At 58.8% G+C, this 24,008-nt stretch carries 21 protein-coding genes; 17 read left to right on the forward strand and 4 right to left on the reverse strand.

Going from position 1 to position 24,008, the window contains the following annotated elements; all coding sequences use genetic code 11:
• Nucleotides 1–16 precede the first annotated feature (16 nt).
• Nucleotides 17–916: a LysR family transcriptional regulator gene (locus EDC26_RS07645; protein WP_132581151.1), complete on the forward strand. Its 900-nt coding sequence runs from the start codon at nucleotides 17–19 to the stop codon at nucleotides 914–916.
• Between the two features lie 14 nt (nucleotides 917–930).
• Here the strand turns inward: EDC26_RS07645 and EDC26_RS07650 are convergent, their stop codons facing one another.
• Together EDC26_RS07650 and EDC26_RS07655 are read right to left on the reverse strand one after the other, a co-directional pair.
• On the reverse strand, nucleotides 931–1,947 hold the full coding sequence (locus EDC26_RS07650) for an asparaginase (protein WP_341802611.1): 1,017 nt from the start codon (nucleotides 1,945–1,947) through the stop codon (nucleotides 931–933).
• 99 nt (nucleotides 1,948–2,046) lie between these two features.
• Nucleotides 2,047–2,949: a LysR family transcriptional regulator gene (locus tag EDC26_RS07655; RefSeq protein WP_132581155.1), complete on the reverse strand. Its 903-nt coding sequence runs from the start codon at nucleotides 2,947–2,949 to the stop codon at nucleotides 2,047–2,049.
• Nucleotides 2,950–3,009: 60 nt separating this feature from the next.
• On the opposite strand from EDC26_RS07655, the gene EDC26_RS07660 reads away from it, so the two are divergent.
• The 4 genes from EDC26_RS07660 (at nucleotide 3,010) to EDC26_RS07675 (ending at nucleotide 7,252) form a co-directional block, all read left to right on the forward strand.
• On the forward strand, nucleotides 3,010–4,089 hold the full coding sequence (locus EDC26_RS07660) for a 4-oxalomesaconate tautomerase (RefSeq protein ID WP_132581157.1): 1,080 nt from the start codon (nucleotides 3,010–3,012) through the stop codon (nucleotides 4,087–4,089).
• Between the two features lie 31 nt (nucleotides 4,090–4,120).
• The gene (locus EDC26_RS07665; RefSeq protein WP_132581159.1) at nucleotides 4,121–5,086 is read left to right on the forward strand and encodes a Bug family tripartite tricarboxylate transporter substrate binding protein; all 966 of its coding nucleotides are present in this window, start codon (nucleotides 4,121–4,123) and stop codon (nucleotides 5,084–5,086) included.
• A 190-nt stretch (nucleotides 5,087–5,276) separates the two neighbouring features.
• A complete protein-coding gene (locus EDC26_RS07670; protein ID WP_243700831.1) occupies nucleotides 5,277–6,356 on the forward strand; it encodes a type IV toxin-antitoxin system AbiEi family antitoxin in 1,080 nt (359 codons plus the stop codon).
• The gene (locus EDC26_RS07675) at nucleotides 6,356–7,252 is read left to right on the forward strand and encodes an antitoxin (protein WP_132581161.1); all 897 of its coding nucleotides are present in this window, start codon (nucleotides 6,356–6,358) and stop codon (nucleotides 7,250–7,252) included. Before EDC26_RS07670 ends, EDC26_RS07675 begins: the two co-directional genes overlap by 1 nt.
• A gap of 250 nt (nucleotides 7,253–7,502) precedes the next feature.
• Here EDC26_RS07675 and EDC26_RS07680 read toward each other — a convergent pair whose 3' ends face one another.
• Nucleotides 7,503–8,792, reverse strand: a complete 1,290-nt coding sequence (locus EDC26_RS07680; RefSeq protein ID WP_132581163.1) for a Glu/Leu/Phe/Val family dehydrogenase — start codon at nucleotides 8,790–8,792, stop codon at nucleotides 7,503–7,505.
• A gap of 435 nt (nucleotides 8,793–9,227) precedes the next feature.
• On the opposite strand from EDC26_RS07680, the gene EDC26_RS07685 reads away from it, so the two are divergent.
• The 4 genes from EDC26_RS07685 to EDC26_RS07700 all read left to right on the forward strand — a co-directional run bounded on the left by EDC26_RS07685 (nucleotide 9,228) and on the right by EDC26_RS07700 (nucleotide 13,150).
• Nucleotides 9,228–9,962: a phosphoadenylyl-sulfate reductase gene (locus EDC26_RS07685; protein WP_132581165.1), complete on the forward strand. Its 735-nt coding sequence runs from the start codon at nucleotides 9,228–9,230 to the stop codon at nucleotides 9,960–9,962.
• 85 nt (nucleotides 9,963–10,047) lie between these two features.
• Nucleotides 10,048–10,956: a sulfate adenylyltransferase subunit CysD gene (gene cysD, locus EDC26_RS07690; protein WP_132581167.1), complete on the forward strand. Its 909-nt coding sequence runs from the start codon at nucleotides 10,048–10,050 to the stop codon at nucleotides 10,954–10,956.
• Complete coding sequence (locus tag EDC26_RS07695; RefSeq protein ID WP_132581169.1) at nucleotides 10,956–12,257, forward strand: sulfate adenylyltransferase subunit 1; 1,302 nt, start codon at nucleotides 10,956–10,958, stop codon at nucleotides 12,255–12,257. Before cysD ends, EDC26_RS07695 begins: the two co-directional genes overlap by 1 nt.
• A 185-nt stretch (nucleotides 12,258–12,442) precedes the next feature.
• Nucleotides 12,443–13,150, forward strand: coding sequence for a YggS family pyridoxal phosphate-dependent enzyme (locus tag EDC26_RS07700; protein ID WP_132581171.1), 708 nt, complete (start codon nucleotides 12,443–12,445; stop codon nucleotides 13,148–13,150).
• A gap of 8 nt (nucleotides 13,151–13,158) precedes the next feature.
• On the opposite strand, the gene EDC26_RS07705 is transcribed toward EDC26_RS07700, so the two are convergent.
• The gene (locus EDC26_RS07705) at nucleotides 13,159–13,833 is read right to left on the reverse strand and encodes a Crp/Fnr family transcriptional regulator (RefSeq protein ID WP_132581173.1); all 675 of its coding nucleotides are present in this window, start codon (nucleotides 13,831–13,833) and stop codon (nucleotides 13,159–13,161) included.
• A gap of 166 nt (nucleotides 13,834–13,999) precedes the next feature.
• Here EDC26_RS07705 and EDC26_RS07710 point away from each other — a divergent pair, with 166 nt between their 5' ends.
• From EDC26_RS07710 to EDC26_RS07745, 8 genes are all read left to right on the forward strand, one after another.
• On the forward strand, nucleotides 14,000–15,976 hold the full coding sequence (locus tag EDC26_RS07710) for an AMP-dependent synthetase/ligase (RefSeq protein ID WP_425012420.1): 1,977 nt from the start codon (nucleotides 14,000–14,002) through the stop codon (nucleotides 15,974–15,976).
• Between the two features lies 1 nt (nucleotide 15,977).
• Nucleotides 15,978–16,775 carry an ABC transporter ATP-binding protein gene (locus EDC26_RS07715; RefSeq protein WP_132581175.1) on the forward strand — a complete coding sequence of 266 codons (798 nt, stop codon included), beginning with the start codon at nucleotides 15,978–15,980 and terminating at the stop codon, nucleotides 16,773–16,775.
• 17 nt (nucleotides 16,776–16,792) lie between these two features.
• The gene (locus EDC26_RS07720; protein WP_132581177.1) at nucleotides 16,793–17,722 is read left to right on the forward strand and encodes a branched-chain amino acid ABC transporter permease; all 930 of its coding nucleotides are present in this window, start codon (nucleotides 16,793–16,795) and stop codon (nucleotides 17,720–17,722) included.
• A gap of 28 nt (nucleotides 17,723–17,750) precedes the next feature.
• Nucleotides 17,751–18,815 carry a branched-chain amino acid ABC transporter permease gene (locus EDC26_RS07725; RefSeq protein ID WP_132581179.1) on the forward strand — a complete coding sequence of 355 codons (1,065 nt, stop codon included), beginning with the start codon at nucleotides 17,751–17,753 and terminating at the stop codon, nucleotides 18,813–18,815.
• Nucleotides 18,816–18,933: 118 nt separating this feature from the next.
• Nucleotides 18,934–20,259 carry an ABC transporter substrate-binding protein gene (locus EDC26_RS07730; protein ID WP_165930950.1) on the forward strand — a complete coding sequence of 442 codons (1,326 nt, stop codon included), beginning with the start codon at nucleotides 18,934–18,936 and terminating at the stop codon, nucleotides 20,257–20,259.
• A 64-nt stretch (nucleotides 20,260–20,323) separates the two neighbouring features.
• Nucleotides 20,324–21,154, forward strand: coding sequence for an ABC transporter ATP-binding protein (locus EDC26_RS07735; protein ID WP_132581183.1), 831 nt, complete (start codon nucleotides 20,324–20,326; stop codon nucleotides 21,152–21,154).
• Nucleotides 21,155–21,168: 14 nt separating this feature from the next.
• Nucleotides 21,169–22,443 (forward strand): phenylacetate--CoA ligase family protein, encoded by a 1,275-nt coding sequence (locus EDC26_RS07740; protein ID WP_132581185.1) that lies wholly within the window; start codon nucleotides 21,169–21,171, stop codon nucleotides 22,441–22,443.
• A gap of 84 nt (nucleotides 22,444–22,527) precedes the next feature.
• On the forward strand, nucleotides 22,528–23,820 hold the full coding sequence (locus tag EDC26_RS07745) for an IS256 family transposase (protein WP_132581187.1): 1,293 nt from the start codon (nucleotides 22,528–22,530) through the stop codon (nucleotides 23,818–23,820).
• Nucleotides 23,821–24,008: the final 188 nt, after the last annotated feature.

Consider the following 24,008-nt stretch of genomic DNA (forward strand, 5'->3'; position numbering starts at 1 on the left):
AAAATGGAACCTTTTTATGGCGGATAAACAGCGTTTATTGACTGAGCGGGACCTCCGGTCTTTGCGGGTTTTTTGCGCCGTAGCTGAAGCAGGGGGGTTTTCCGGCGCCGAGCGGCAGTTGAACATGTCGAAAGCATCAATAAGCCGCCATGTCAGAGAGGTGGAAGAGCGGCTTGGGGTACGGCTTTGCGAACGTGGCCCCGCGGGGTTCAAGCTGACAACGGCTGGGGCCGTAGCTTTGGATGTTTCACTGAACGCCTTGCGTACCCTCGAAAAAATTCGGCCCGAGATCGACGCCGTGCGTGGCGTGCTTTCCGGCGCCGTGACGATTGGCATGGTTGAGCACGTTTTGACCGATCCTCTGTGTCAATTGCCTGAGGCGTTAGCCGAGCTTAACCGCCGTGCGCCGAATATTCGTCCGGAAATCCTGGTCATGACGCATGCGCAGCTGAATCTGGCGCTGCGCGAGCGCCGGGTCCAGCTTGGGATTCGAGGCCAGTACAAAAAAGACCGGGTTTTCAATTATCAACCGCTTTTCGTTGAAAATCATAAGTTTTATGTTTCAGCGCAGGTCAGCGAGGCGCAGGCGGCAGATATGCCGCTGGTGCACCGGTCTCATCCTTTTATTGACGAGGCAATTGGCGCCAATCGATTCAAGCGGGGGCCGGATGCCGGAGGGTTGGAGGCGATTGCCGTGCTTGTTGCCACCGGGAACTACGTAGGGCTATTGCCGGAGCATTATGCCGGCTTGGTTCGTAAACGTTATCCGCTGCGCGAGCTGAAAGCCAGCCCAACTTTTCATAATACGATTTGCGCCATTACCGAAGCGTCGCGCCCTTTGCCCGCCAGTGTTGAGCTGTTGCTGGAAATAATGAGGGAACTACCCTTATCCAGGGCGCATGAAAAGCGGAAGTAGCGCAGGCGGCGGGCTCAGTAACGATCAAAATACGACTGGATCGTTTTCCTGTCTGTTGTGATCCCCAATGCAAGCATAAGCAGTATCCGCGCTTTTTGCGGGTTCAATGAATCGGCCGAAATCAGGTGCCGCCTGGCATCGCTGGCGCTGGCCGAGACCAGCCCTGAGCCCACGCGGCTGGATCGAACAAACATAACCTTGTGTTGTGCGGCCAACCTGGCGCCCTTTTGCGCTTGAGGCGACAAGCTGCCGTTGCCGGATGCGGCGAGGACGATCCCCTGTGCTCCGGCCGCCACCGATGCTTCGTACAGGTGCAGGCCCGCGCTTTGATGATCGTAAATAATATCGACGTGCGGCAAGGCCTTTGCGCCCGATACGTCGAAGTCCGTTTGCATGGTGTGCAGGCGTGTGGCGGTTTGGAACCAATGAACCCGCTGGTCATTGATGTAGCCGACGCACCCCTGGTCGTAAGAGCGGAACGCGTCGACCTGGGTGGTATTGGCCTTGCTGACAAAGCGGGCGGCGTGGATGCGATCGTTAAGCACGACCAGGACGCCTTGGCCGCTGGCTTCGGGGTGGGAGGCCAATAAAACTGCATGATAGAGATTCAAGGGGCCGTCGGCGCTGATGGCCGAGCCGGGCCGCATGGCGCCCACGACGACCACGGGCTTGTGGCTTTTGACGGTCAGGTTAAGAAAATAAGCCGATTCTTCAAGCGTGTCCGTTCCATGGGTGATGACGATACCGTCGACATTCGGATCGGCCAGCAGCGTATTGACCCGCTTTGCCATCTTGAGCAGCATTTTGTTGGTGATGGCATAGCTTTCCACATTGAACAGCTGTTCGCCGCTGACTTTGGCCAGCTTGGCGATTTCAGGGACTGCCTTCAATAAGGATTCAACCCCCTCGGTCACCTCGTAATCGGTCACCGCGGTGGATCCGGACGCTGTCGATGCGATGGTGCCGCCGGTTCCTAATAAAACGATATGAGGCATTTTGGGCTGGGTCATGGCTGTTTGGCTATAGAGAATGTTTAGTTAAACAAGACGGGGCGGCTTTAGCTGTGCGAATGGGTGCTGGTGTCTATCCAATTGCGTCGTCAGCGATTTTACCCGGAGAAGGGCTCCTGATCAGCGCCGGTCGGTTTCCTTTTTGATCAACGCATACAAAACCTTTGCGGCAGGTGACAACGGGTTATTCCTCCTGCACAACAGGCCCAATGTTCTTGAGACTTCGGGGTCGATCAACGGGATGCCCTTCAAGGTAGAGTGGTTCTTGGCGGGCAGGGCAAGCTGTGGTACGGCGGCTACCCCGAGGCCCGCTTCAACCAGCCCCAGTAGCGATGACACGTGGGCCACCTCGAAAAAGCTGGTGGGGCGGCGTGCGCTTTGGGCCAGGGCGGAGTCGATCAGAACCCGGTTGCCGCTGGATTTTCCTACGGTCATGAAGCGTTCGTCGCAAAGCTCTTCCCAGCGAATTTTTCGCCTTCTGGACAGATGATGCCCGGTATGAACAGCCAATACAAAACGTTCGGTGAAGATGGGCTCGAACTCCAGGTCTGCCTCTTGGGTGCCGATGAAGTTGATGCCGAAGTCGGCCTGCCGGTTGATGACCGCATTCAGGACCGTATTGGCGCTTTCGTCCAGGATGCGTACCCGGATTTGTGGATAGCTTTTGGTAAACCTGGCAATGACCGTCGGTAAGAAATAATAGGCGGCTGACGGGACGCAGGCGACAGTCACGACCCCGCGTCGTTGCGATGCCAGATCGGCTATCCCCAGCATGGCGCCTTCCAGTTCATCCAGCGCGCTGCGTGAATGATCCAGAAATATACGCCCCACATTGGTAAGCATGACATGTCGGGTGCTGCGCTCGAACAACTTTACGCCCAGTATCGATTCCAGCTTTTCGATGCGCCGGCTAAGCGCCGGGGCCGAGATATTAAGCTCATCGGCGGCTCCCCTGAATGACAGTTTCTCGGAAACCGCGACGAATGCCTGGAGCTCCTGCAGATCAAAATTGATGCGTGCCATGCAATAGTCCTTGTTAAAGTTGCACTTCACTAATTCATGACGGGATTGCATCATATTCACATGGAAAAAGAAATACCCTGTGTGCTGATGCGTGGCGGGACCTCCAAAGGCCCTTTCTTTTGTGCAGACGCCTTGCCCGCCGATATTGCCGAGCGTGATCGCGTTCTGATTGCGGCCATGGGCTCGCCCAATGACTTGCAAATTAACGGCCTGGGCGGCGGCAATACCTTGAGCAGCAAGGTCGCGATTATTTCACGCTCGACTCGTCCCGATTGCGATGTGGATTACCTGTTTGCGCAAGTGGCCGTCGACCGAGCCTTGGTCGATACCAGGCCTAATTGCGGCAACATGCTTTCGGCCGTGGGGCCGTTTGCGCTGGAACAGGGGATGGTCCTGGCCGGCCAGGGCGAAACCACGGTGCGGGTTTTCAACGTGAATACGCAGACGGTCATCGAAGCCGTCGTCAAGACGCCCAACGGCCGTGTGACCTATGAGGGCAACACGCGTATCGACGGCGTGCCGGGCACCAGCGCTCCCGTGATTCTTAATTTCTTGAATGCCGAAGGCAGTTTGACCGGAACCGTTTTTCCAACAGGGTCTGCGATCGACATGATCGACGGAATTCCCGTAACCTGCATCGACGTGGCCATGCCTCTTATGGTGGTCGCGGCCAGCTCGCTGGGCATAAGAGGCGACGAAACGCCCCATGAACTCGACGTGAATATGGAACTGATGCGGCGCATTGAAAGCTTGCGCCTCGAGGCGGGCCGGCGCATGGGGCTGGGCGATGTGACCAACAGTGTGATCCCTAAACCGGCGCTGGTCAGCGCGGGTGCGAATGGAAATTCGATACGGTCGCGATACTTTACGCCGCACCGCTGCCACACGGCGCATGCTGTAACCGGGGCCATTGGCGTGGCCAGCAGTTTTGTTCTTCCGGGCACGGTTTCTCACGAGTTGGGCGCGACGGCCCCGCCATTGGGCGGAACGGTGACCGTCGAGCATCCTTCAGGCCAGATCGAGATCTCGCTTCAAATGGTTGTAGAGGGTGGGCAGCCGCATATCCGAAGGGCCGGAGTTGTTAGAACGGCAAGAAGAATCATGAAAGGGTCGGTGTCCGTGCCTGAGCTGGCTTCCTAGTTTATATTTTGCAGATAAAAAGGAGTTTGAAATGAAATTTGCCATAGCGGCAACGCTGACCCTGGCATGCACGGTCGCAAATGTTGCATTTGCGTCAGATGCCGGCTTCCCCGACCACCTGCTAACGATAGTCGTGCCGACAGCTCCTGGCGGCGGCAACGACGGCATGGCGCGCATTATTGCTCAAAAGATGTCGAGCGAGCTGGGCCAGTCGGTGGTGGTCGAAAACAAGCCTGGCGCCAGTGGTGCCATTGCATCGGCCTATGTCGCTCACGCCAAGCCCGATGGCTACACGATTCTGTTTGGCTATATTGCGACGCACGCGATTAATCCGGCCATTCAAAAGGTTTCATACGATCCGGTCAACGATTTTTCGCCCATAGGCGAAGTGGCCACTTCGCCGACCCTGTTGGTGGTCAATGACGCCGTGCCGGTTAAAACGGTGCGGGAGCTTATCGCGTATTCCAAAAAGCCCGGTGCCAATTTGAATTATGCTTCGGCGGGCACGGGCACGGCGCCGCACGCGGCGGGTGAATTGTTCAAGCTGGTCACCGGCACAGTCATGCAGGATGTTCCCTACAAGGGTTCGGCTCCCGCAATGATGGACACGATTGCGGGCACTACACAGGTCATGTTTCCCAGCCTGTTTACCGGAGCGCCGCAAATCGAGAGCAAGCGGGTTCGAGGCCTGGCGGTCGTGGGTGAGAAACGTTCCCCCTTGTTTAAAAACTTGCCCACACTAAAGGAGTTGGGTATTGATGTGTCGGTCGATCAGTGGTACGCCCTGTTTGCGCCCGCAAAAACGCCTGCGCCTATCATTGACAAACTGAATGTGGCATTGAACGACGCGTTGAAAGATCCGACAGTCGCGAAGAAATTCGTCGAGCAAGGTGCCACCGTGGAAAGCAGCACCCCGGCCGCGTTGGGTAGCCTGGTGAAGACTGATTTAGCCAAATGGAAAAAAGTCGTGGCGGCGACACATATGAGGCCCAATTAGGGAGAGTGGGTCGGCGGGGGAAAAAAATGGCAGCCACAAGGGCTGCCGCTACATGAGCTGCCGGCACGCCGAGACACCGCAGGCTTATTCACTGCACAGTAAATATTTAAATAATGCTGAATATTTGCTATAATTCAATTATTTACTGAACAGCAAATAGGCCAAAATTACTATGATGCCAGAGTCCTCGATGGCTGAACGGCAATTGGTCGAGGGGTTTCTCGAAGCCCTCCGGGAACTGCCGGAGGTACATGCCGACCTAGATCACCGGGAGCCCGCTGGCTCGGCCGGCAGCCGCAGGCATGACGCCCAGATCGACCTGCGTGTCGGGGGCAAGTCCTTCATCTTGCTGATCGAAGCCAAGAAAGCCGTCTATCCACGAGACGTCCGTCAGGTGCTCTGGCAGTTCAAGGAACCCAGTCACGGCCATCCTAACGGACAGGGCAAGAAATCCCTGTCGCTCTTGGTCGCCGAGTCCATTTCTCCGGGGGCCAAGGAACTGCTCAGAAACGAGCGCGTCGGGTACTATGACAGCGGCGGCAGCCTCTATTTGCCTGCGCCGGGGGCATATTTCTACATCGACAAGCCGCCGCCCAAGACTCTTGCGAAGTCGGTTCGCTCCCTGTTCTCGGGGAGGCGCGCGCAGGTGCTTCATGCTTTGCTGGCCCGGCATCAGGACTGGTTCGGCGTTAAGGAGCTTGCGCAACAGGTGATGGTGTCCCCGGCCACCGCTTCACAGGTACTGACAGGGCTGGAACGTTTCGACTGGTTGGTATCGCGCGGACAAGGGCCCAGCAAGGAGCGCCATCTTCGCGAACCCGCAGCCTTGCTGGATGCCTGGGCGAACCAACTCGCATCCCTTCGTCCACCGGACCTGCGTCGCTACTACGTGCCCGCCGCGAAGACGGACACGTTGCTGGAGCGGGTCGGCGAAGTCTTCGACGCCCATGATGCCGAGTACGCGATCAGTCACGAAGCCGCCGCGCAGCGCTACGCGCCGTTTCTTTCCAGCGTCTCCCAGGTGCGCACCCGGTTGCTGATCGGAGCAAACGCCGACGCAGCAATTGCCGACCTCGGCGCACGCGTCGTCAACGAAGGCGCCAACCTGGCAATCATCGAAGCGAAGTCGTCCGGTGAGTTGCTGTTCCGTGAACAAGTCGGCGGTATCTGGCTGGCCAGTCCGGTCCTGGTCTATCTCGACCTGCTGCGCGGCGAAGGCCGTTTCAAAGAAATGGCCGAGCATCTGCGCAAAGAAAGGATCGGCTTCTGATGGCCAAACCCGCAACCCTCTATGGCTATAGCGACGAGTACACCCTCGACTGCGAACGCGTCCTCGTGACGTTGCTGCGCGGGCTGGGTCCGTGGAAGGACTCGGTCTATCTGATCGGTGGCCTGACGCCGAGGTACCTGGTCACCGCCCGGCCTCCAGTGGTTCCCGCGCATGCCGGCACACTGGATGTCGATATTGTGATCGACCTGCAAATCCTGGCCGACACCGAGGCGTATCACACACTGGAGGACAACCTTAAGAAAATGGGCTTCGAGCGCGCCGAAAACGAGGCCGGGAAAAAACTCTCCTGGCGTTGGCAAGCGCGCACTGAACGCGGTGCGCTGATGGTGCTGGAGTTACTCGCGGATGCGCCGAACATCACCGGTGGTAAGGTGCAGCCTCTGCCGACTGAGGGCACGATTTCTGCGCTGAATATTCCTCATTCGTCCATCGTCTTCGACCTCTACCAGATCACCGAGATTCAGGCCGAATTGTTGGGCGGAAACGGCGTGGCGACCGAGAAGATCAAACACGCCAATCTTGTCAGCTTTACCTGTCTGAAGTCGTTTGCGTTCGACCAGCGTTTTGAGCGCAAGGATGCGCACGACCTGATCTATTGCCTCGAGCATGCGCCCGAGGGGATTGACGAAGTCGCTGAAGTGTTCCGTAAGGAACGCGACGGCAAGCACGGTGCGGTGATCCAGGCCTCGCTGGCGATCCTGCGCAGTCGTTTCGTACAGGACGAAAAAACAGAAGGCTATCGCAAAGATGGCCCGGTGTCGGTCGCCAAATTCGAGCTTGGCGAGGGCGAAGACCCCGAGCAGCGCGAAGCGAGGGCGTTGCGCCAGCGGCAGGCGAGCGACGTTATCGAGCGGCTTCTTGGGCAAATCGGATAGGGGTACATCATGACGTATGGTGAATCCACTTGATTCCTAGGGAAACTCGCTGTGGCGGGCCTCAGCGTGGTTCAGTCAGATTCGATGCTGATGACAGCATGAAATAAAAAATGGCAGCCACAAGGGCTGCCGCTACATGAGCTGCCGGTACGCATTTGTAGTGGCAGCCCTTGTGGCTGCCAAAATCGCCCCCAACCAAGACGGCGTTTATAGAATGCCAATGGCGACCACAAGGGTCGCCCCTACAACATCAAGGATACAAACCGCGCACTTCCCGCGCTTCCAGTATCCGTGAGCAAGCCACAATGAACGCCGCGGTTCGCATAGTGACTTTGTGCTCTTTGGCCACTGCCGAAATGGCGGTGTAGGCCGTGCGCATCATCGCTTCCAGGCGGTGGTTGATCTCTGCCTCGGTCCAGTAGAAGCTTGAAAAATCCTGTACCCACTCAAAGTAGCTGACCGTCACGCCGCCGGCGTTGGCGACCACGTCGGGCACGATGTGCGTGCCTTTGGAGTTGAGGATGTCGTCGGCTTCCGGAGTGGTCGGGCCGTTGGCGCCCTCGACCAGAATTCGGGTCTTGATCGAGTTGGCATTGTGCTTGGTGATCTGGCCTTCCAACGCCGCCGGGATCAGTATCTCGGTTTCGAGCGCCCAGAATTCGGCCGGGGTGAGAGTGTCGCTGTCGGCCGCGCCCGCCACGCCGCCGGTTTGCTCTACGTGATTGAGCAGGGCCAGTACGTTCAGGCCATTTGAGTTATGCACGCAGCCGGTATGGTCTTGCACCGCAATAACCTTGGCGCCCTGTTCGTAGAAAAGGCGTGCGGCGGTACCGCCCACATTGCCGAAGCCCTGCACGCTGACGCGCGCCCCTTTTAGCGGGATGCCCAGGTCGTTCGCCGCTTCGCTGCCCACCACGAATACGCCTCGCCCGGTGGCCTCGACGCGCCCCAGGCTGCCGCCCAAGGACACCGGCTTGCCGGTTACGACGCCGGTTGCGGTGGCACCTTCGTTCATGGAGTAGGTATCCATCATCCACGCCATGGTTTGGGCGTTGGTGTTGACGTCAGGCGCCGGGATATCTTTGTGGGGCCCGATGATGACGCCGATTTCGCTGGTGTAGCGCCGCGTGATCCGTTCGAGTTCGGGCATCGAGTAATTGCGCGGATCGATGCGTACGCCGCCTTTGGCGCCGCCGAACGGCAAGTTGACCGCGGCGTTTTTTACCGACATCCAGGCTGACAGCGCCATGACTTCGGATAGGGTGACGTCTTGGTGGAACCGCACACCGCCTTTGCCGGGGCCGCGCGAGATATTGTGCTGTACGCGATAGCCTTCGAAGTGGGTAATGGTGCCGTTGTCGAGCTCTACTGGAATGTCGACGACAAGAATCCGCTTGGGTCGCTTGAGAGTTTCCAGCCATTTGCCCAGACGTCCCAAGTAAGGCGCAACCCGATCGACCTGCTGAAGATAAATGCCCCACGGACCGGGGTCTTTCTGATCAAGGTAGGAAGGAATGGCATGAGTGGGTTGCGTCGACATGGTGTGGCCTCGCGAGTGGTAGTAACGATGAATTGAAAAGACAAGTTGAAAAAATCCGATGCGGCAGTTTACCGCGGCAAATGTATTCTGTCCCCAATTAAATGCTTTATAAATAAATAGTGACGCATCATACGAACGACCTGTAATAACCGTGTTTCCTGGTGTGTGCCCCCCGTAGCGGCAGCCCTCGTGGCTGCCATTCCTTCTGTCTTATACAGCCCGGCAAAACCCGCCGCCAGCCCGCCCCGCGCATGAACTTATGTGTTTTTGAATTAATGTCCGATAGCGATATGCAGCCAACCAATATGTCGTTCCCTTGCCACATCACTACGTTCAGACTGTACCTTTAAATCGGGCTCTTGCGGCAATCGCCGCAGGCCGAAACCTTGGGCCCGCGGCCGGCACTGGCGCAAGTGCCCCCCAGCAAGGCTCACCGTGACTACTTTTCATTCTACGTTCGACCCCGCAACGTTGCGACAGTGGGACAAGTTGCTGGGCCAGGTGGCGGCCATCGCGGCCGATCACCATGACGCGGTGTTTGCGTCGTCTCTTGCCGCCGAAGACATGCTGCTGCTTCACGCCATTGTGCAGGCTCAGGCTCCGATCGAGGTCTTTACCCTGGACACCGGGCGTTTGCCCGCGCAAACCTTAGGGCTGATAGACACGATTGCCGAGCGTTACGGCGTGGTGGTGAAGGCGATCAAGCCCGATCCGGCCGCGGTGCATGAGCATGTCGCGCAGTTCGGCGAGTTCGCGTTTTACGAAAGCGTGGATTTGCGCAAGGCCTGCTGTGCCATACGCAAGGTGGAGCCCTTGCGGCGCACGCTGCAGGGCCATTCGGCCTGGCTTACCGGGCAGCGGCGCGGCCAGTCTGTTACGCGCGTCGAGCTGGCCGAGTCCGAATTCGATCCGGTGTTCGGTTTGCAAAAGTACAACCCTTTGGCTCTGTGGACCGAAGAGCAGGTTTGGGCGGTCATCCGCGCGCTGAACATCCCCTACAACCCGCTGCATGACCAGCACTATCCGTCGATAGGCTGCGACCCGTGCACCCGGGCGGTCAGGCCCGGCGAAGACGCGCGGGCGGGTCGATGGTGGTGGGAGCAGAGGACATCCAAAGAATGCGGCCTGCATGCCGGCAACCTGAAGGCGATTGACCCGCAAACGGTTTAAGTAAGCGCCAATAGGGTTTAAGTCGACGCGGATAGAGCCTAAGTCGGCGCGGATATTTTAGATACTGAATTCACTGAGGAACACAATGGGCAAGATCGCTGAACGCACGCATCTGGATTGGCTGGAGGCCGAAGCCATTTATATTTTGCGCGAGGTGGCTGCCGAATGCGAGCGGCCGGTGCTGCTCTTTTCGGGCGGCAAAGATTCCGTGGTGCTGCTGCGCCTGGCCGAAAAGGCATTTCATCCGGCGGCCTTTCCGTTTCCCCTGCTGCATATTGACACGGGCCATAACTTTGACGAAGTGATCGAGTTTCGCGATCGCCGGGTGGCCGAACTGCGCGAGCGTTTGATCGTGCGCCGCGTCGAAGACTCCATTGCGCGCGGCACGGTGGTGTTGCGGGGGGCGACCGATTCGCGCAATGCGGCGCAGGCCACGACCCTGCTCGAAGCCATCGAAGAGTTTGGTTTCGATGCGTGCATAGGCGGCGCCCGGCGCGACGAAGAAAAGGCCCGGGCGAAAGAACGTGTGTTCTCGTTTCGCGGCGAATCGGGCCAATGGGATCCCAAGGCGCAACGCCCCGAACTGTGGAACCTGTTCAATACCAAGGTTCACAAGGGGGAAAACATGCGCGTATTCCCGATTTCCAACTGGACCGAGCTGGACATCTGGCAGTACATACAACGCGAAGACTTAAGCCTGCCCTCCATCTATTACGCCCATGAGCGCGAGGTCATCCAGCGCAACGGCCTGTTGGTGCCGCTGACCCCGTTGACCCCTCTTCGGGACGGCGAAACCGCGCAAACCCTGACGGTGCGTTTTCGCACCGTTGGCGATATCTCCTGCACCTGCCCGGTGGCCTCCACGGCCAGCAATGCCGGGGCCATCATTGCCGAAACCGCGGTGACCACCATTACCGAGCGCGGCGCTACGCGCATGGACGATCAAACTTCCGACGCTTCGATGGAGCGTCGCAAAAAACTGGGGTACTTCTAATGAACGCAATCAACGAATCGTGGCTGTCGGCCGCCAACTCCAGCGTGCTGCGCCTGATTACGGCAGGCTCGGTCGACGATGGAAAGTCCACGTTGATCGGGCGCTTGCTGTATGACAGCAAAGGCGTGTTTGCCGACCAGCTTGAGTCCATTACGCGTTCCAAATACAAGCGCGTCGCCGCCAGCGAGATCGACTTGTCGTTGCTGACCGACGGGCTCGAAGCCGAGCGCGAGCAAGGCATTACGATCGACGTGGCGTATCGCTATTTTGCGACGCCGCGGCGCAAATTCATCGTGGCCGATGCCCCAGGGCATGAACAGTACACGCGCAATATGGTAACGGGCGCCTCGACCGCGCAGGTGGCGATCATCCTGATCGACGCGAGCCGTGTGGTGGACGGCGAACTATTGCCGCAGACCAAGCGGCACAGCGCCTTGGCCCAGTTGCTGGGCCTGCGGCACATTGTCGTAGCGGTCAACAAAATGGATCTGGTCGGCTGGGACCCGCAGATTTTCGAACGGATACGCGAAGCCTACGCGGCGCTGGCCCAGAAGCTGGGCATTGCCGGGTTTCATATTATTCCGATGTCGGCCCTCAAGGGCGACAACGTGGTGGAACGCTCGGACAAAACCCCCTGGTATGACGGCCTTCCCTTGTTGTCCCTGCTGGAAAACCTGCCGACGGCCGCGCCTGACACGCAAACCGCCGCGCGATTCTTCGTGCAGTGGGTCATACGTCATGGCGGCCACAACGTAAATGATTTTCGCGGCTTTGCCGGACAGCTTGCGGGCGGCCGGTTGAGTGTGGGCGATGCGGTCAAGGTGCTGCCTTCGGGACAAACGGCCAAAGTCGCGCGCCTCGTGCAATTCGATCGCGATGTCGAGTCGGTGGTGGGCGGCGACAGCGTCGCCATCGTGCTCGATGGCGACATCGACGTGTCGCGCGGAGACCTGATCGTGGCCGCCCATGCGCCAATTCGCGTCAGCCGCGAGTTCGACGCCGATCTTTGCTGGCTCGATCGGCAGGAGCTAAGCCAGGTGCGATCATACTGGCTAAAACAAGGGACGCGAGTCACCCAGGCCAAAATCAAGGCCGTGCATACGCGCCGCGATATCCATGAACTGCAGCATGTCGCCGTCGCGGCCGGAGCCACGCTGGCCCTGAACGATATTGGCCGCGTAACCCTGGTGTCGCGCGACCTGCTTGCCCTGGATCCCTACACCGAGCAGCCGGCCACCGGCTCATTCATCCTGATCGATGCCGCCACACACCAAACCGCCGCCGCGGGCATGGTGCGCTAACATCTACGTAGCGACAGGCCTTGTGCCTGTCACCGACGCAAGATACGATCTTGATTATCAAGGTTTTGCCACCCACAAGGGGTGGCGCTACATAACGCCCCGGCAGGTTTCCGTATAACGCCCCGGCAGGTTTTTGTAGCGGCACCCCTTGTGGGTGCCATCCCCCTTCAAGGCACTAATTAGACATGTCCACAACTGATTCCATGGAAAGCCGCCTGGCCCGGGTGCGCGAACGCATAGCCGGCGCCTGCGCCAAGGCGGGCCGATCGCCCGCCGAGGTAACGCTATTGCCGGTCAGCAAAACCTTCGGAATCGACGAAATACGCCAGGCCATGGCGCTCGGCCTGAATCGTTTCGGCGAAAACAAGACTCAGGAGATCGGCCAGAAAGCGCCGCAGCTCAGCGATTCCGCCGTGTCCTGGGTCATGATAGGGCATCTGCAAACCAACAAAGCCAAAGAAGCCGCGCGGTTCGTGGACGAAGTGCAGTCGCTCGACCGTCTATCGCTGGCGCGCGCGCTGGAGCAGCGGCTGCAGCTTGAAGGCCGGGCCATCGACGTGCTGGTGCAGATCAAAACCTCCACCGAGCCCAGCAAATTCGGCCTGGAGCCCACCGAATTGCCAGGGTTTTTAAAAGAACTGGCGGCGTTCGACTGCCTGCGCGTCAAAGGTTTGATGACGCTGGCCGTCAATTCCCCCGACCAAGCCGCGGTGCGGGCGTGCTTTTCCAGCCTGCGTCTGTGGCGCGACCGGATGCGGGCCGAGGGCGCGCAAGACCTGACCCGCCTGTCCATGGGCATGAGCGGCGATTTCGAATGGGCCATAGCAGAAGGCTCAACCGAAATCCGCGTCGGCTCCGCCATTTTCGGCCAGCGCAATTATGCGGACGCGTAATACCCCACCTACATCCCATACTGCTTCAACCCCTCCAGGCTTAAAACCTGCACCGCCCCGTACTCGATGCGCAGCAATTCTGCGGCCTCCAGAACACGCATCGCCTGGTTGGTGCGCTGGCGCGAAATCCTGGCCAGGTAGCCGACTTCCTCTTGCGTAATATTCAGGCGCATCCCCTGGCCCGGATACAGCAAAGGATTGAATAGCTCCGCCAGGCAGCGCGCCACCCGCGCATCGGGCGCCAGCAGCCGGTCGTACTCCGCCTTCCCTATAAACTGAGCCACCCGCTCGTTAAGCTGGTGCAGCAAATAGCGGTTAAACGGAATACTGTTATCCAGCAGCCAATCGAAGCACGCCGCCGGCAGGCGTGCGATGGTGCAATCGCGCAGCGCCACCACATCGTATTTGCGTGCCTCGCGCTTAAGCAGCGACCCTTCACCGATCCAGCCCCCGGCGGGCACGCCGGTCAAAGAAGCCATTTTGCCGTCGGAATTGCCCACCGACACCTTGATCAGGCCATCCAGAACGCCTATCCACGCGTACGCCATCTCGCCCTTGCGCTCGATCATGGCGCCGGCCGAGAAATGAACCACCGATATATCGCGCAAGACCCGCGCTTGCTGCACGTCTGTTAGCAAGGCGTACCACGCCGCCGCATTTTGCAAGGATTCTTTGAGTTGCATGGGTGTTTACCCTAGGAAATGCATGAATGTCGTATCCGCGACAGTTGTCTGTAGGCCAAGCTTATACCTTTACATCCAATCGCATAAGAATTAAACCAGTCAAACGCCCGAGGCCGCCTTGATTTCAACACTCAAGAGGCCTCGGAGGCCGACTGAAGGAGACATCGTGGCGCAAGATTCACCTACGGCCCAACACAGCAAGCTGCCCGATACTTTTCCGGCGCTGGTGATGCATCACGCACGCGTGCGCGGCCGGCGGCCTGCCCTGCGCGAAAAAGATCTGGGAATATGGCAAACCCTAAGCTGGAGCGAACTGGCGCAGCAAGTGCGTGAACTGGCCAACGGTTTGGCCGCCCTGCAGGTCCAGCCAGGTCAGCATGTGGCGATTGTAGGTGAGAATCGGCCGCGTTTATACCTGGCGATGATGGCGGCGCAGGCCGTGGGCGCCATCCCCGTGCCCCTGTACCAGGATGCCGTCGCGCAAGAAATGTTGTACGTCATGCAGGATGCGGGCGTGCGCGTGGCCGTTGTCGAAGACCAGGAACAGGTCGACAAAATGCTCGAAATTGCCGAGCAGTGCCCCGCGCTGCAGCATATTGTGTACGACGACCCGCGGGGCTTGCGCAATTATCTTCACCCGCAACTTCTGGCGTTTGACGATGTGTTGAACCGGGGGCGCAATTTTGAGCAACAGCACCCTGATTTTGTGGACGCCGCGATGGCGGCTATCGACCCGCACGATCCGGCGGCCATGTTCTACACCTCGGGCACCACCGGCAAGGCCAAAGGCGTGGTGCTCACCCACCACGCGCTTATCGATCGCGCCCGCGCCATCCAGGAGATGGAAAAACTCACCGACGAGGAAGACGTGCTGGCCTACCTGCCGCCGGCCTGGATCGGCCAGAACATGTTTTCGTATACGCAGTTCCTGGTGACCGGGTTTACGGTCAACCATCCTGAATCCCCCGAAACCGTTTCCATTGATATGCACGATATCGGGCCCACCTATTATTTCGCCCCCCCGCGCGTGCTCGAAGGCCTGCTTACCCATGTCACCATTCGCATGGAAGACGCCAGCTCGGTAAAGCGCAAGTTGTACAAAACCTGCATGGCGCTCGCCCGGCGGGTGGGTGTGCGCATTCTCGCCCGGGACACGACCGTGGGCTTTTGGGATCGCATCAAGTACCAGATCGGCAACCTGCTGGTGTATGGGCCCTTGCGCAATACCCTGGGCATGAGCCGGGTGCGCGTGGCCTATACCGCAGGCGAAGCCATCGGCCCCGACCTGTTCATATTTTTCCGGTCCATAGGCATCAATCTGAAGCAGCTATATGGGTCGACCGAAACCTCGGTGTTTGTCTGTGTGCAGGCCGACGGCCAGGTGCGCTCCGATACGGTTGGGCCGCCGGTCGACGGGGTGGAAATCCGCGTGGCCGAAAACGGCGAAATCCAACTTAAAAGCCCGGGCCTTTTCAAAGAGTATTACCGCAATCCTCAGGCCACGGCCGAAGCCTACACCGACGACGGCTGGTATCACACGGGCGACGCGGGGTATCTGGATACCGATGGCCAGTTAAAAATTATCGATCGCGCGCGCGACGTGGGCCGGCTGGCCGATGGCAGCCTGTTTGCGCCCAAGTACATCGAAAACAAGCTGAAGTTTTTTCCGTTCATTAAAGAAGTGGTGGCGTTTGGCGCCGATAGGCCCGAGGTCTGCGCGTTTATCAATATCGATCTGGAAGCCGTCGGTAACTGGGCCGAACGCCGCGGCCTGCCTTATGCCGGCTACACCGACCTGGCGGCCAAGCCGGACGTCCGTGAAATGATCAAAAGCTGCGTCGACGAGGTCAATGCCGACCTGGCCACCGATCCCAAACTGTGCGGCTCGCAAGTGGCGCGGTTTCTGATTTTGCATAAAGAGCTCGACCCGGATGACGATGAACTGACCCGCACGCGCAAGGTGCGCCGCGGCTTTATCGCCCAGAAATACGCGCCGCTGGTCGAGGCGCTGTTCGAAGGCAAGACTCATCAGTTCATCGAAACCGAAGTCAAGTTCGAAGATGGGCGCACGGGCCAGATTTCGGCCGACCTGGTCATTACCTCGGCCCGGGTGTTCCCCGGCAACATCAAAAAGGCTGCGTAACATGACTCAGGCAGCTCGCGACCAGCGAATAGGCGCAACGATTCTGGAACTGCACAATATTTCGCTTGCGTTTGGCGGGGTGAAGGCTTTAAGCGACATTTCCTTTGACGTTAAAGAACACGAAATCCGCGCCATCATCGGCCCCAACGGCGCCGGCAAAAGCTCGATGCTGAATGTGATTAACGGCGTGTACACGCCGCAGCATGGCGACATTACGCTCGATGGCGTGCGTTTCAACAAAATGAACTCGCGCCGCGCCGCCGAGATGGGCATCGCCCGCACCTTTCAGAACCTGGCCCTGTTCAAGGGCATGAGCGTGCTGGACAACATCATGACGGGGCGCAACCTGCACATGAAAAGCGGCCTGCTGGCGCAGGCTTTTCGCCTGGGTTCGGCCGTGCGCGAAGAGATCGCCAACCGCGAGTTTGTGGAAAACATCATCGACTTCCTGGAAATCCAGGCGCATCGCAAGACGCCGGTGGGGCGCCTGCCTTATGGATTGCAAAAGCGGGTCGACCTGGGGCGCGCGCTGGCCATGGAGCCGCGCATGCTGTTGCTCGATGAGCCCATGGCGGGTATGAATATCGAAGAGAAGCAGGACATGAGCCGCTTCATCCTCGATGTCAACGAGGAATTCGGCAGCACCATTGTTCTGATCGAGCACGACATGAGCGTGGTGATGGATATTTCCGATCGTGTAGTGGTGCTGGATTACGGCCGAAAAATTGGCGACGGCGAGCCCGACGCCGTCCGTTCCAACCCCGATGTCATACGCGCCTATTTAGGCGCGGGCCACTAACCCAACGGATAACAATAATGGCATTTTTCCTGGAAACGGTGTTTGGCGGCTTGATGTCCGGCATGATGTATTCGCTGGTGGCGCTGGGTTTTGTGCTGATTTTCAAGGCGTCGGGCGTTTTCAATTTTGCCCAGGGCGCGATGGTGCTGGTGGCCGCCTTGTCGATGGCGCGCTTTGCCGAGTGGCTGCCCAAATGGTTTGGCTTTCATAACCTGCTGCTGGCCAATGTTCTGGCTTTTGCCATCAGCGCGGTGTTGATGTGGGCCATGGCGGTCGTGATCGAACGCTGGGTGTTGCGGCACCTGGTCAATCAGGAAGCCACGACGCTGCTGATGGCCACGCTGGGCATCAGTTATTTCATGGACGGCCTGGGCCAGATCGTGTTTGGCAGCACGGTGTATTCCATTGATGTGGGCATGCCCAAGGATCCGGCCTTTATTCTTAACTCCGTCTTCGAAGGCGGGATTCTGATCAGCATTGAAGACTTGACGGCCGCCGCGGTGGCGGCCTTGCTGGTGGCGGCGCTGGCGTTCTTTTTCCAATACACCTCCACCGGACGCGCCTTGCGCGCCGTGGCCGACGACCACCAGGCGGCGCAGTCGATCGGCATTCCGCTCAACCGCATCTGGATCATCGTCTGGACCGTGGCGGGGCTGGTGGCCTTGGTCACGGGCGTGATCTGGGGTTCGAAATTCGGCGTGCAATTTTCGCTTTCCGTGGCGGCCTTGCGCGCCTTGCCGGTCGTGATTCTGGGAGGGCTCACCTCCATTCCCGGGGCGATCATCGGCGGGCTGATTATCGGTGTAGGAGAGAAATTATCCGAGGTCTATCTGGGGCCGTTTGTGGGTGGCGGTATTGAAATCTGGTTTGCATATGTACTGGCCCTGGTCTTCCTGCTCTTTCGCCCGCAAGGTTTGTTCGGCGAGAAAATCATCGACCGCGTTTGATGCTGTCAATCACCACGGATAACTAATTATGTTTTATCGCGAAAATGGCCAGTTCAAAAGCAGTTATCGCGCTGACCAGCAGATATTTCCCATTCGCCAGGACCGCATCTTCATCGCCGGCCTGCTGGCCGTGGCCTTTATCGCGATTCCGCTGCTGGCTTCCAGCTACTTTTTGCAGGCCATTCTTACGCCGTTCCTGATTTTGTCGCTGGCCTGCGTGGGCTTGAATATTCTGGTGGGCTATTGCGGCCAGATTTCGATGGGCTCGGGCGCGTTCATGGCCGTGGGTGCCTATGCGGCCTGGAACTTCGGGGTGCGCAATCCGGGCATGCCGCTGGTCGCGCAGATTTTGCTGGGCGGCGTATTTGCCACGCTGGTGGGCATTGTGTTCGGCATTCCCAGCTTGCGCATACGCGGGCTTTATCTGGCCGTGACCACCTTGGCCGCGCAGTTTTTTTCCGACTGGGCGTTTTTGCGGATCCCCTACCTGACCGACTATTCGTCTTCGGGCAATGTATCGGTTCCCGCGCTGACGGCCTTTGGCTTGCCCATTCAGACCCCGCTTCAAAAATACCTGTTCGTGCTGATCTTCGCCGTCGTGTTTGCGCTGCTGGCCAAGAACCTGGTGCGCGGCGCCATCGGCCGTCAATGGATGGCGATTCGCGATATGGACGTGGCCGCCTCGGTCATAGGCATACGTCCGGTGTACGCCAAGCTCACGGCGTTCGCTATCAGCTCGTTCATCATCGGCGTGTCGGGCGCGCTGTGGGCCTATGTACACCTGGGTTCGTGGGAGCCTTTGGCTTTTGACCTGAATCGCTCATTCCAGCTGTTGTTCATGGTGATTATCGGCGGGCTGGGTTCGATTCTGGGGAGCTTTTTCGGGGCCGCCTTTATTGTGCTGGTGCCCATTGCGCTAACCAATGTGCCGGGCTGGTTCGACCTGCCCCTGGCCGTCGACACCGCCGCCCATATCGAGCACATGGTGTTTGGCGCACTGATTGTGTTTTTCTTGATAGCCGAGCCGCACGGCCTGGCACGGCTATGGAGCATAGGCAAGGAGAAGCTGCGGATATGGCCGTTCCCGCATTGATGTTGTTGGTTTTTTAAAAAGCGATTGCAACGCTTAACTTTAACGCCGGCCTGGGCTCGTTCGGGCCGAGGCCGGCGCAATACACGGTGCTTAGCAACACCACACGGAGGACTTGGAGATGAAACACACTTTCAAATTGACAGCTGCCCTGTTTGTTGTAGCAGGCACCCTGGGCGCGATGGCCGCGCCCGCCACGGCAGCGGAGGATCAGTTTATTCCCTTGCTGGCGTATCGCACCGGCTCGTTTGCGCCGCTGGGCATTCCCTGGGCCGATGGCAAAATGGATTACCTTAAACTCGTCAACGCGCGCGATGGCGGCGTCAATGGCGTCAAGCTCAGCTACGAAGAGTGCGAAACCGGCTACGCCACCGACAAGGGCGTGGAGTGCTACGAGCGCCTGAAAGCCAAGAACGGCGGGGCGTCTGGGTTCGATCCGCAATCCACCGGCATTACCTTTGCCATTACCGATAAGGCCATCCTGGATAAGGTCTCGGTCGAAACGGTGGGCTACGGCCTGTCGCAATCGGCCGATGGCTCGGTATTCATGTGGAACTTCCCCTTGCTGGGCACCTACTGGACCGCCGCCGATACGATGATCCAGGATATTGCCAAAAAGCTGGGCGGCGAGGCCAAGCTGAAGGGCAAGAAAATTGCGCTGGTCTATCATGACTCGCCGTTCGGCAAAGAGCCCATTCCCTTGCTGGAAGCCCGCGCCAAAGCCGATGGCTTCGAACTGCAGCTTTATCCCGTCACGGCGCCCGGCGTGGAGCAAAAATCCACCTGGCTGCAAATCCGCCAGAAGCGCCCTGATTTTGTGCTGCTCTGGAGCGCCGGCATCATGACGCCCACAGCTATTCGCGAAGCGCAGGGCATCGGCTATCCGCGCGACAAAATGTACGCCATCTGGTGGGCAGGCTCTGAAAACGATGTCCAGGATCTGGGCGAGGTCGCCAAGGGCTATAACGCGGTCACGATTCAAAACAGCGCCGAGCGCGGGAAAGTACACCAGGATATTAAAAAATATCTGTACGACAAAGGCCAGGGCACCGATACCGACGGCAAGTATTTCGGGACCATCAGCTACACACGCGGCCTGATGATTTCCATGCTGCAAGTCGAGGCGATTCGCGCGGCTCAGGAAAAATACGGCAAGGGCCAGCACATGACGCCCGAGCAGGTCCGGTGGGGCTTCGAGCATCTGAACCTGACGCAAGACCGCTTGAATGAGTTGGGCTTCGGCGAAATCATGAAGCCGGTCAAAACCTCGTGCAACGACCATATGGGCACAGACTGGGCTCGCGTCATCCAGTGGGACGGCAAGAAGTTCAAGGTGGTGTCGGACTGGTATCAATCCGACAAGAAATTTGTCGGTCCGCTGGTCAAGGAAATGGCGGCCAAGTACGCCAAGCAGAAGAACATCACGCCTCGCGTCTGCAAGGATTGATGTGTGTCGCCCGCCTGCCGCCTGTGTGGGGCGGGCGGGTTCAATCGACGGCATGAGGTTTTTTATGAATGCAACAGTGGATACGGCTGCGCCCAACATCCTGCTTAACGTCAATGGCATCGAGGTTATCTACAACCACGTGATCCTGGTGTTGAAGGGTGTGTCGTTGTGCGTGCCGCAAGGCAAGATCGTGGCCTTGCTGGGCGCCAACGGCGCGGGCAAAACCACCACTTTGCGAGCGATTTCAAACCTGCTCAAGGCCGAACGCGGCGACGTGACCAAGGGCAGCATCGATTATCGCGGCGAGCGCATCGAGCGCCTGACGCCGTCCGACCTGGTGCGCCGCGGCGTGGTCCAGGTGATGGAGGGCCGGCATTGCTTCGCGCACCTGACCATCGAAGAGAACCTGCTTACCGGCGCCTATACCCGCGCGATTTCACGCGGTGAGTTAAGCGCGGCGCTGGAACGCGTGTACCAGTATTTTCCAAGGTTGAAGCAACGGCGCGGCAGCCAGGCCGGCTACACCTCGGGGGGCGAGCAGCAGATGGCCGCGATTGGGCGCGCCTTGATGGCCAACCCCACCATGATTCTGCTCGACGAGCCGTCCATGGGCCTGGCTCCGCAAATCGTGGAAGAGATTTTCGAAATTGTGCGCGGGCTGAATGAACGGGAAGGCGTGAGCTTTTTGCTGGCCGAGCAAAACACCAGTATTGCCTTGCGCTACGCCGATTATGGTTACATTTTGGAGAGCGGCCGCGTGATGATGGACGGCGCGGCGCAAGACCTGGCCGAAAACGAAGACGTAAAAGAATTCTATCTGGGCGTATCGAGCGGCGAACGCAAAAGCTTTCGCGACACGAAGTTTTATCGACGCCGCAAACGCTGGCTAGCCTGATCGCAGGAGATACCATGACGATGTATTTTGAAGAGCGAGAGGCCGCGCCGCGCGCGCAACGCGAGCGAGGGTTGCTGGCGCGCCTGCCCGATGCGTTAAGGCGGGCCTGCCAGCACGCGCCGGCCATTGCCCGCCAGTTGCAGGGCATCGATCCGGATGCGATTCGTGGGCGCGGCGATTTGGCGCAGATTCCCGTGATCCGCAAAAATCAGCTTTTGCAGGCGCAGCTGGATATGCGCCTGGGCCGTACGGGGCAGGAACTGGCCGCGGTCAGCCGTATCTTTGGCGGGTTTTCGGCGATTGGCTGGGGCGACGCCTTGCGCGTATTCGCTTCGCCCGGGCCGATGTACGAGCCCGAGAGCGCACGCGCGGATTATTGGCGTTTTGCCCGGGCGCTTTTTGCCGCCGGATTTCGGTCGAAGCAGTTGGTCCATAATTGTTTTTCGTATCATTTCACGCCTGCGGGCTCGATGATGGAAACGGCGGCTCACGCGCTGGGCTGCACTGTTTTTCCGGGCGGGATAGGGCAGACCGATCAGCAAGTGCATACCATGGCGGATTTGGCTCCGGCGGGGTATACGGGGACCCCCAGTTTTTTAAAAATCATTCTTGAAAAGGCGGACGAGCTGGGCATTGCACTGCCGTCGCTGCGCCGGGCGTTGTTTTCGGGCGAGGCGTTTCCGCCTTCGCTGCAGCATTGGTTTGCCGAGCGGGGTATTGACGGTTATCAGGCGTATGGCAGCGCGGATTTGGGAATGGTGGCGTACGAGACTGCGGCGCGCGAGGGTTTGGTGGTGAACGAGGATCTTATCCTGGAGATTGTTCAGCCTGGGAGCAATACGCCTTTGGCCGATGGCGAGGTGGGCGAGATCGTGGTGACGACGCTGAATCCCGATTATCCGCTGGTGCGTTTCGGCACGGGCGATTTGTCGGCCGTGATGCCGGGCGTGTCGCCCTGCGGGCGCAGCAATATGCGGATTAAGGGGTGGATGGGGCGGGCGGATCAGACGACGAAGGTGCGGGGTATGTTTGTGCATCCTGAGCAGGTGGCGGAGGTGGTGCGGCGGCATCCGGAGATTCGCAAGGCGCGCTTGCTGGTAAGCGGCGCGGTGGGGGCGGATGAGATGACGCTTAGGGTGGAGACGACGGATTCGAGCGCGGATTTGATGGTGAGGATTACGGAGTCGGTGCGGGATGTGACAAAGCTGCGCGCGACGCTGGAGCCGCTGCCTGTGGGTGCTTTGCCCAACGATGGCAAGGTCATCGACGATTTGCGTTCGTACGAATAGGTAGCCTGTTCTGTAGCGGCAGCCCTTGTGAGAGTGTCCGTAATTTTGTGTTCGGGCCTATGATTATCTTCAAGGAGATTAACCATGGCACGAGAACAGAAAAAAGAACCGGTAGGGATTCCCAAGGGCAAGCTGCCAGCCAGCGCTGAGCAGTTGCTTGATGAGCTAGTCATCGGGCCGATGACGCCCGAGGCGGTGCAGGACACGTTCATGCTGCTTAAGAAGGCGATCATCGAACGCGCCCTGGGTGCAGAGCTGGGTCATCACCTGGGCTACGGCAGTGGCCAGGTGCGGCCCGAACAGAGCACCAATCAACGCAATGGCAGCAGTGCCAAGACGGTGTTAACCGATGCGGGCCCCGTGCGGCTGGATATTCCTCGGGATCGCGACGGCAGCTTTGCGCCGATCCTGATCCCTAAGCATGAGCGGCGTTTTACCGGATTCGACGACAAGATCGTGGCGATGTATGCCCGGGGCATGAGCGTGCGCGAGATTCGGGCCTTTTTGGCCGAGCAGTACGGCACGGATGTCTCGCCCGACTTTATCAGCTCGGTGACGGATGAGGTCATGGACGAGGTGGCCGTCTGGCAGAACCGGGCCCTGGAGCCGATGTATCCGGTGGTGTTCTTTGATGCGCTGCGGGTGAAGATCCGCGATGAAGGGGTGGTGCGCAATAAGGCCGTCTATATGGCGTTGGGCGTGTTGGCTGACGGCACCCGTGAGATTCTGGGGCTCTGGATCGAGAGCACAGAAGGTGCCAAGTTCTGGATGCGCGTCTTCAACGAACTCAAGACGCGTGGCGTCCAGGACATTCTGATCGCGGTGACCGATGGCCTAAAAGGCATGCCCACTGCGCTAGAAACCGTGTTTCCCGCGACCACGCTGCAGACCTGTATCGTGCATCTGGTACGCAATAGCCTCAGTTATGCCGGCTGGAAAGACAGAAGAACGCTGGCATCGGCGCTGCGTCCGATCTATACCGCCACCAACGCTGAGACGGCCCAGCAGGCGCTACAGGCCTTTGCGCGCAGCCCGTGGGGTCTGAAGTATCCGATGATTGCCCCCGCCTGGCACAACGCCTGGGATCAAGTCATCCCCTTCTTTATCTTCCCACCCGATATACGCCGGATTATCTACACGACCAACGCCATCGAGAGTGTGAATGCGCAGTTGCGCAAGATCATCAAAACGCGCGGTCAGTTCCCAACCAATGAGGCCGCCATCAAGCTGCTGTGGTTGGCGATCCGAAACATTACCGTTAAATGGGGCCGGGCAACGCATTATTGGACCGCGGCGATGCAACAATTTGCTATTCTGTATGAAGAGCGATTTACCAGAACCAGTCAGTATCTAGATACTCTTGCTGGTAAGCAGTAGGTCTTTAAATGTTTAACCTAAACTGCCTGAACACAAAAATTCTGACACTCCCGCCCTTGTGGCTGCCATCCCACCTCCCGCCCGAAACCCCTGCTTATGCACGAATAAGCTTATCTATTTTGAGACCCCTTGATATGGCGAGTATCGCGACAAGCCCCGTCCCTTGGGGCGGGGAGGACGGCGTCGTT

The sequence above is a fragment of the Paralcaligenes ureilyticus genome (genome assembly GCF_004346225.1).
In the GTDB taxonomy this organism is placed as follows: Bacteria; Pseudomonadota; Gammaproteobacteria; order Burkholderiales; family Burkholderiaceae_B; genus Paralcaligenes; species Paralcaligenes ureilyticus.

Bases quoted from the DNA above. Each gene is read 5' to 3' on its own strand.
- EDC26_RS07645 (WP_132581151.1), top strand. From the start codon at position 17: ATGGCGGATAAACAGCGTTTATTGACTGAGCGGGACCTCCGGTCTTTG.
- EDC26_RS07655 (WP_132581155.1), bottom strand. From the start codon at position 2,949: ATGGCACGCATCAATTTTGATCTGCAGGAGCTCCAGGCATTCGTCGCG.
- EDC26_RS07660 (WP_132581157.1), top strand. From the start codon at position 3,010: ATGGAAAAAGAAATACCCTGTGTGCTGATGCGTGGCGGGACCTCCAAA.
- EDC26_RS07665 (WP_132581159.1), top strand. From the start codon at position 4,121: ATGAAATTTGCCATAGCGGCAACGCTGACCCTGGCATGCACGGTCGCA.
- EDC26_RS07670 (WP_243700831.1), top strand. From the start codon at position 5,277: ATGGCTGAACGGCAATTGGTCGAGGGGTTTCTCGAAGCCCTCCGGGAA.
- EDC26_RS07675 (WP_132581161.1), top strand. From the start codon at position 6,356: ATGGCCAAACCCGCAACCCTCTATGGCTATAGCGACGAGTACACCCTC.
- EDC26_RS07680 (WP_132581163.1), bottom strand. From the start codon at position 8,792: ATGTCGACGCAACCCACTCATGCCATTCCTTCCTACCTTGATCAGAAA.
- cysD (WP_132581167.1), top strand. From the start codon at position 10,048: ATGGGCAAGATCGCTGAACGCACGCATCTGGATTGGCTGGAGGCCGAA.
- EDC26_RS07695 (WP_132581169.1), top strand. From the start codon at position 10,956: ATGAACGCAATCAACGAATCGTGGCTGTCGGCCGCCAACTCCAGCGTG.
- EDC26_RS07700 (WP_132581171.1), top strand. From the start codon at position 12,443: ATGTCCACAACTGATTCCATGGAAAGCCGCCTGGCCCGGGTGCGCGAA.
- EDC26_RS07705 (WP_132581173.1), bottom strand. From the start codon at position 13,833: ATGCAACTCAAAGAATCCTTGCAAAATGCGGCGGCGTGGTACGCCTTG.
- EDC26_RS07715 (WP_132581175.1), top strand. From the start codon at position 15,978: ATGACTCAGGCAGCTCGCGACCAGCGAATAGGCGCAACGATTCTGGAA.
- EDC26_RS07720 (WP_132581177.1), top strand. From the start codon at position 16,793: ATGGCATTTTTCCTGGAAACGGTGTTTGGCGGCTTGATGTCCGGCATG.
- EDC26_RS07725 (WP_132581179.1), top strand. From the start codon at position 17,751: ATGTTTTATCGCGAAAATGGCCAGTTCAAAAGCAGTTATCGCGCTGAC.
- EDC26_RS07730 (WP_165930950.1), top strand. From the start codon at position 18,934: ATGAAACACACTTTCAAATTGACAGCTGCCCTGTTTGTTGTAGCAGGC.
- EDC26_RS07735 (WP_132581183.1), top strand. From the start codon at position 20,324: ATGAATGCAACAGTGGATACGGCTGCGCCCAACATCCTGCTTAACGTC.
- EDC26_RS07740 (WP_132581185.1), top strand. From the start codon at position 21,169: ATGACGATGTATTTTGAAGAGCGAGAGGCCGCGCCGCGCGCGCAACGC.
- EDC26_RS07745 (WP_132581187.1), top strand. From the start codon at position 22,528: ATGGCACGAGAACAGAAAAAAGAACCGGTAGGGATTCCCAAGGGCAAG.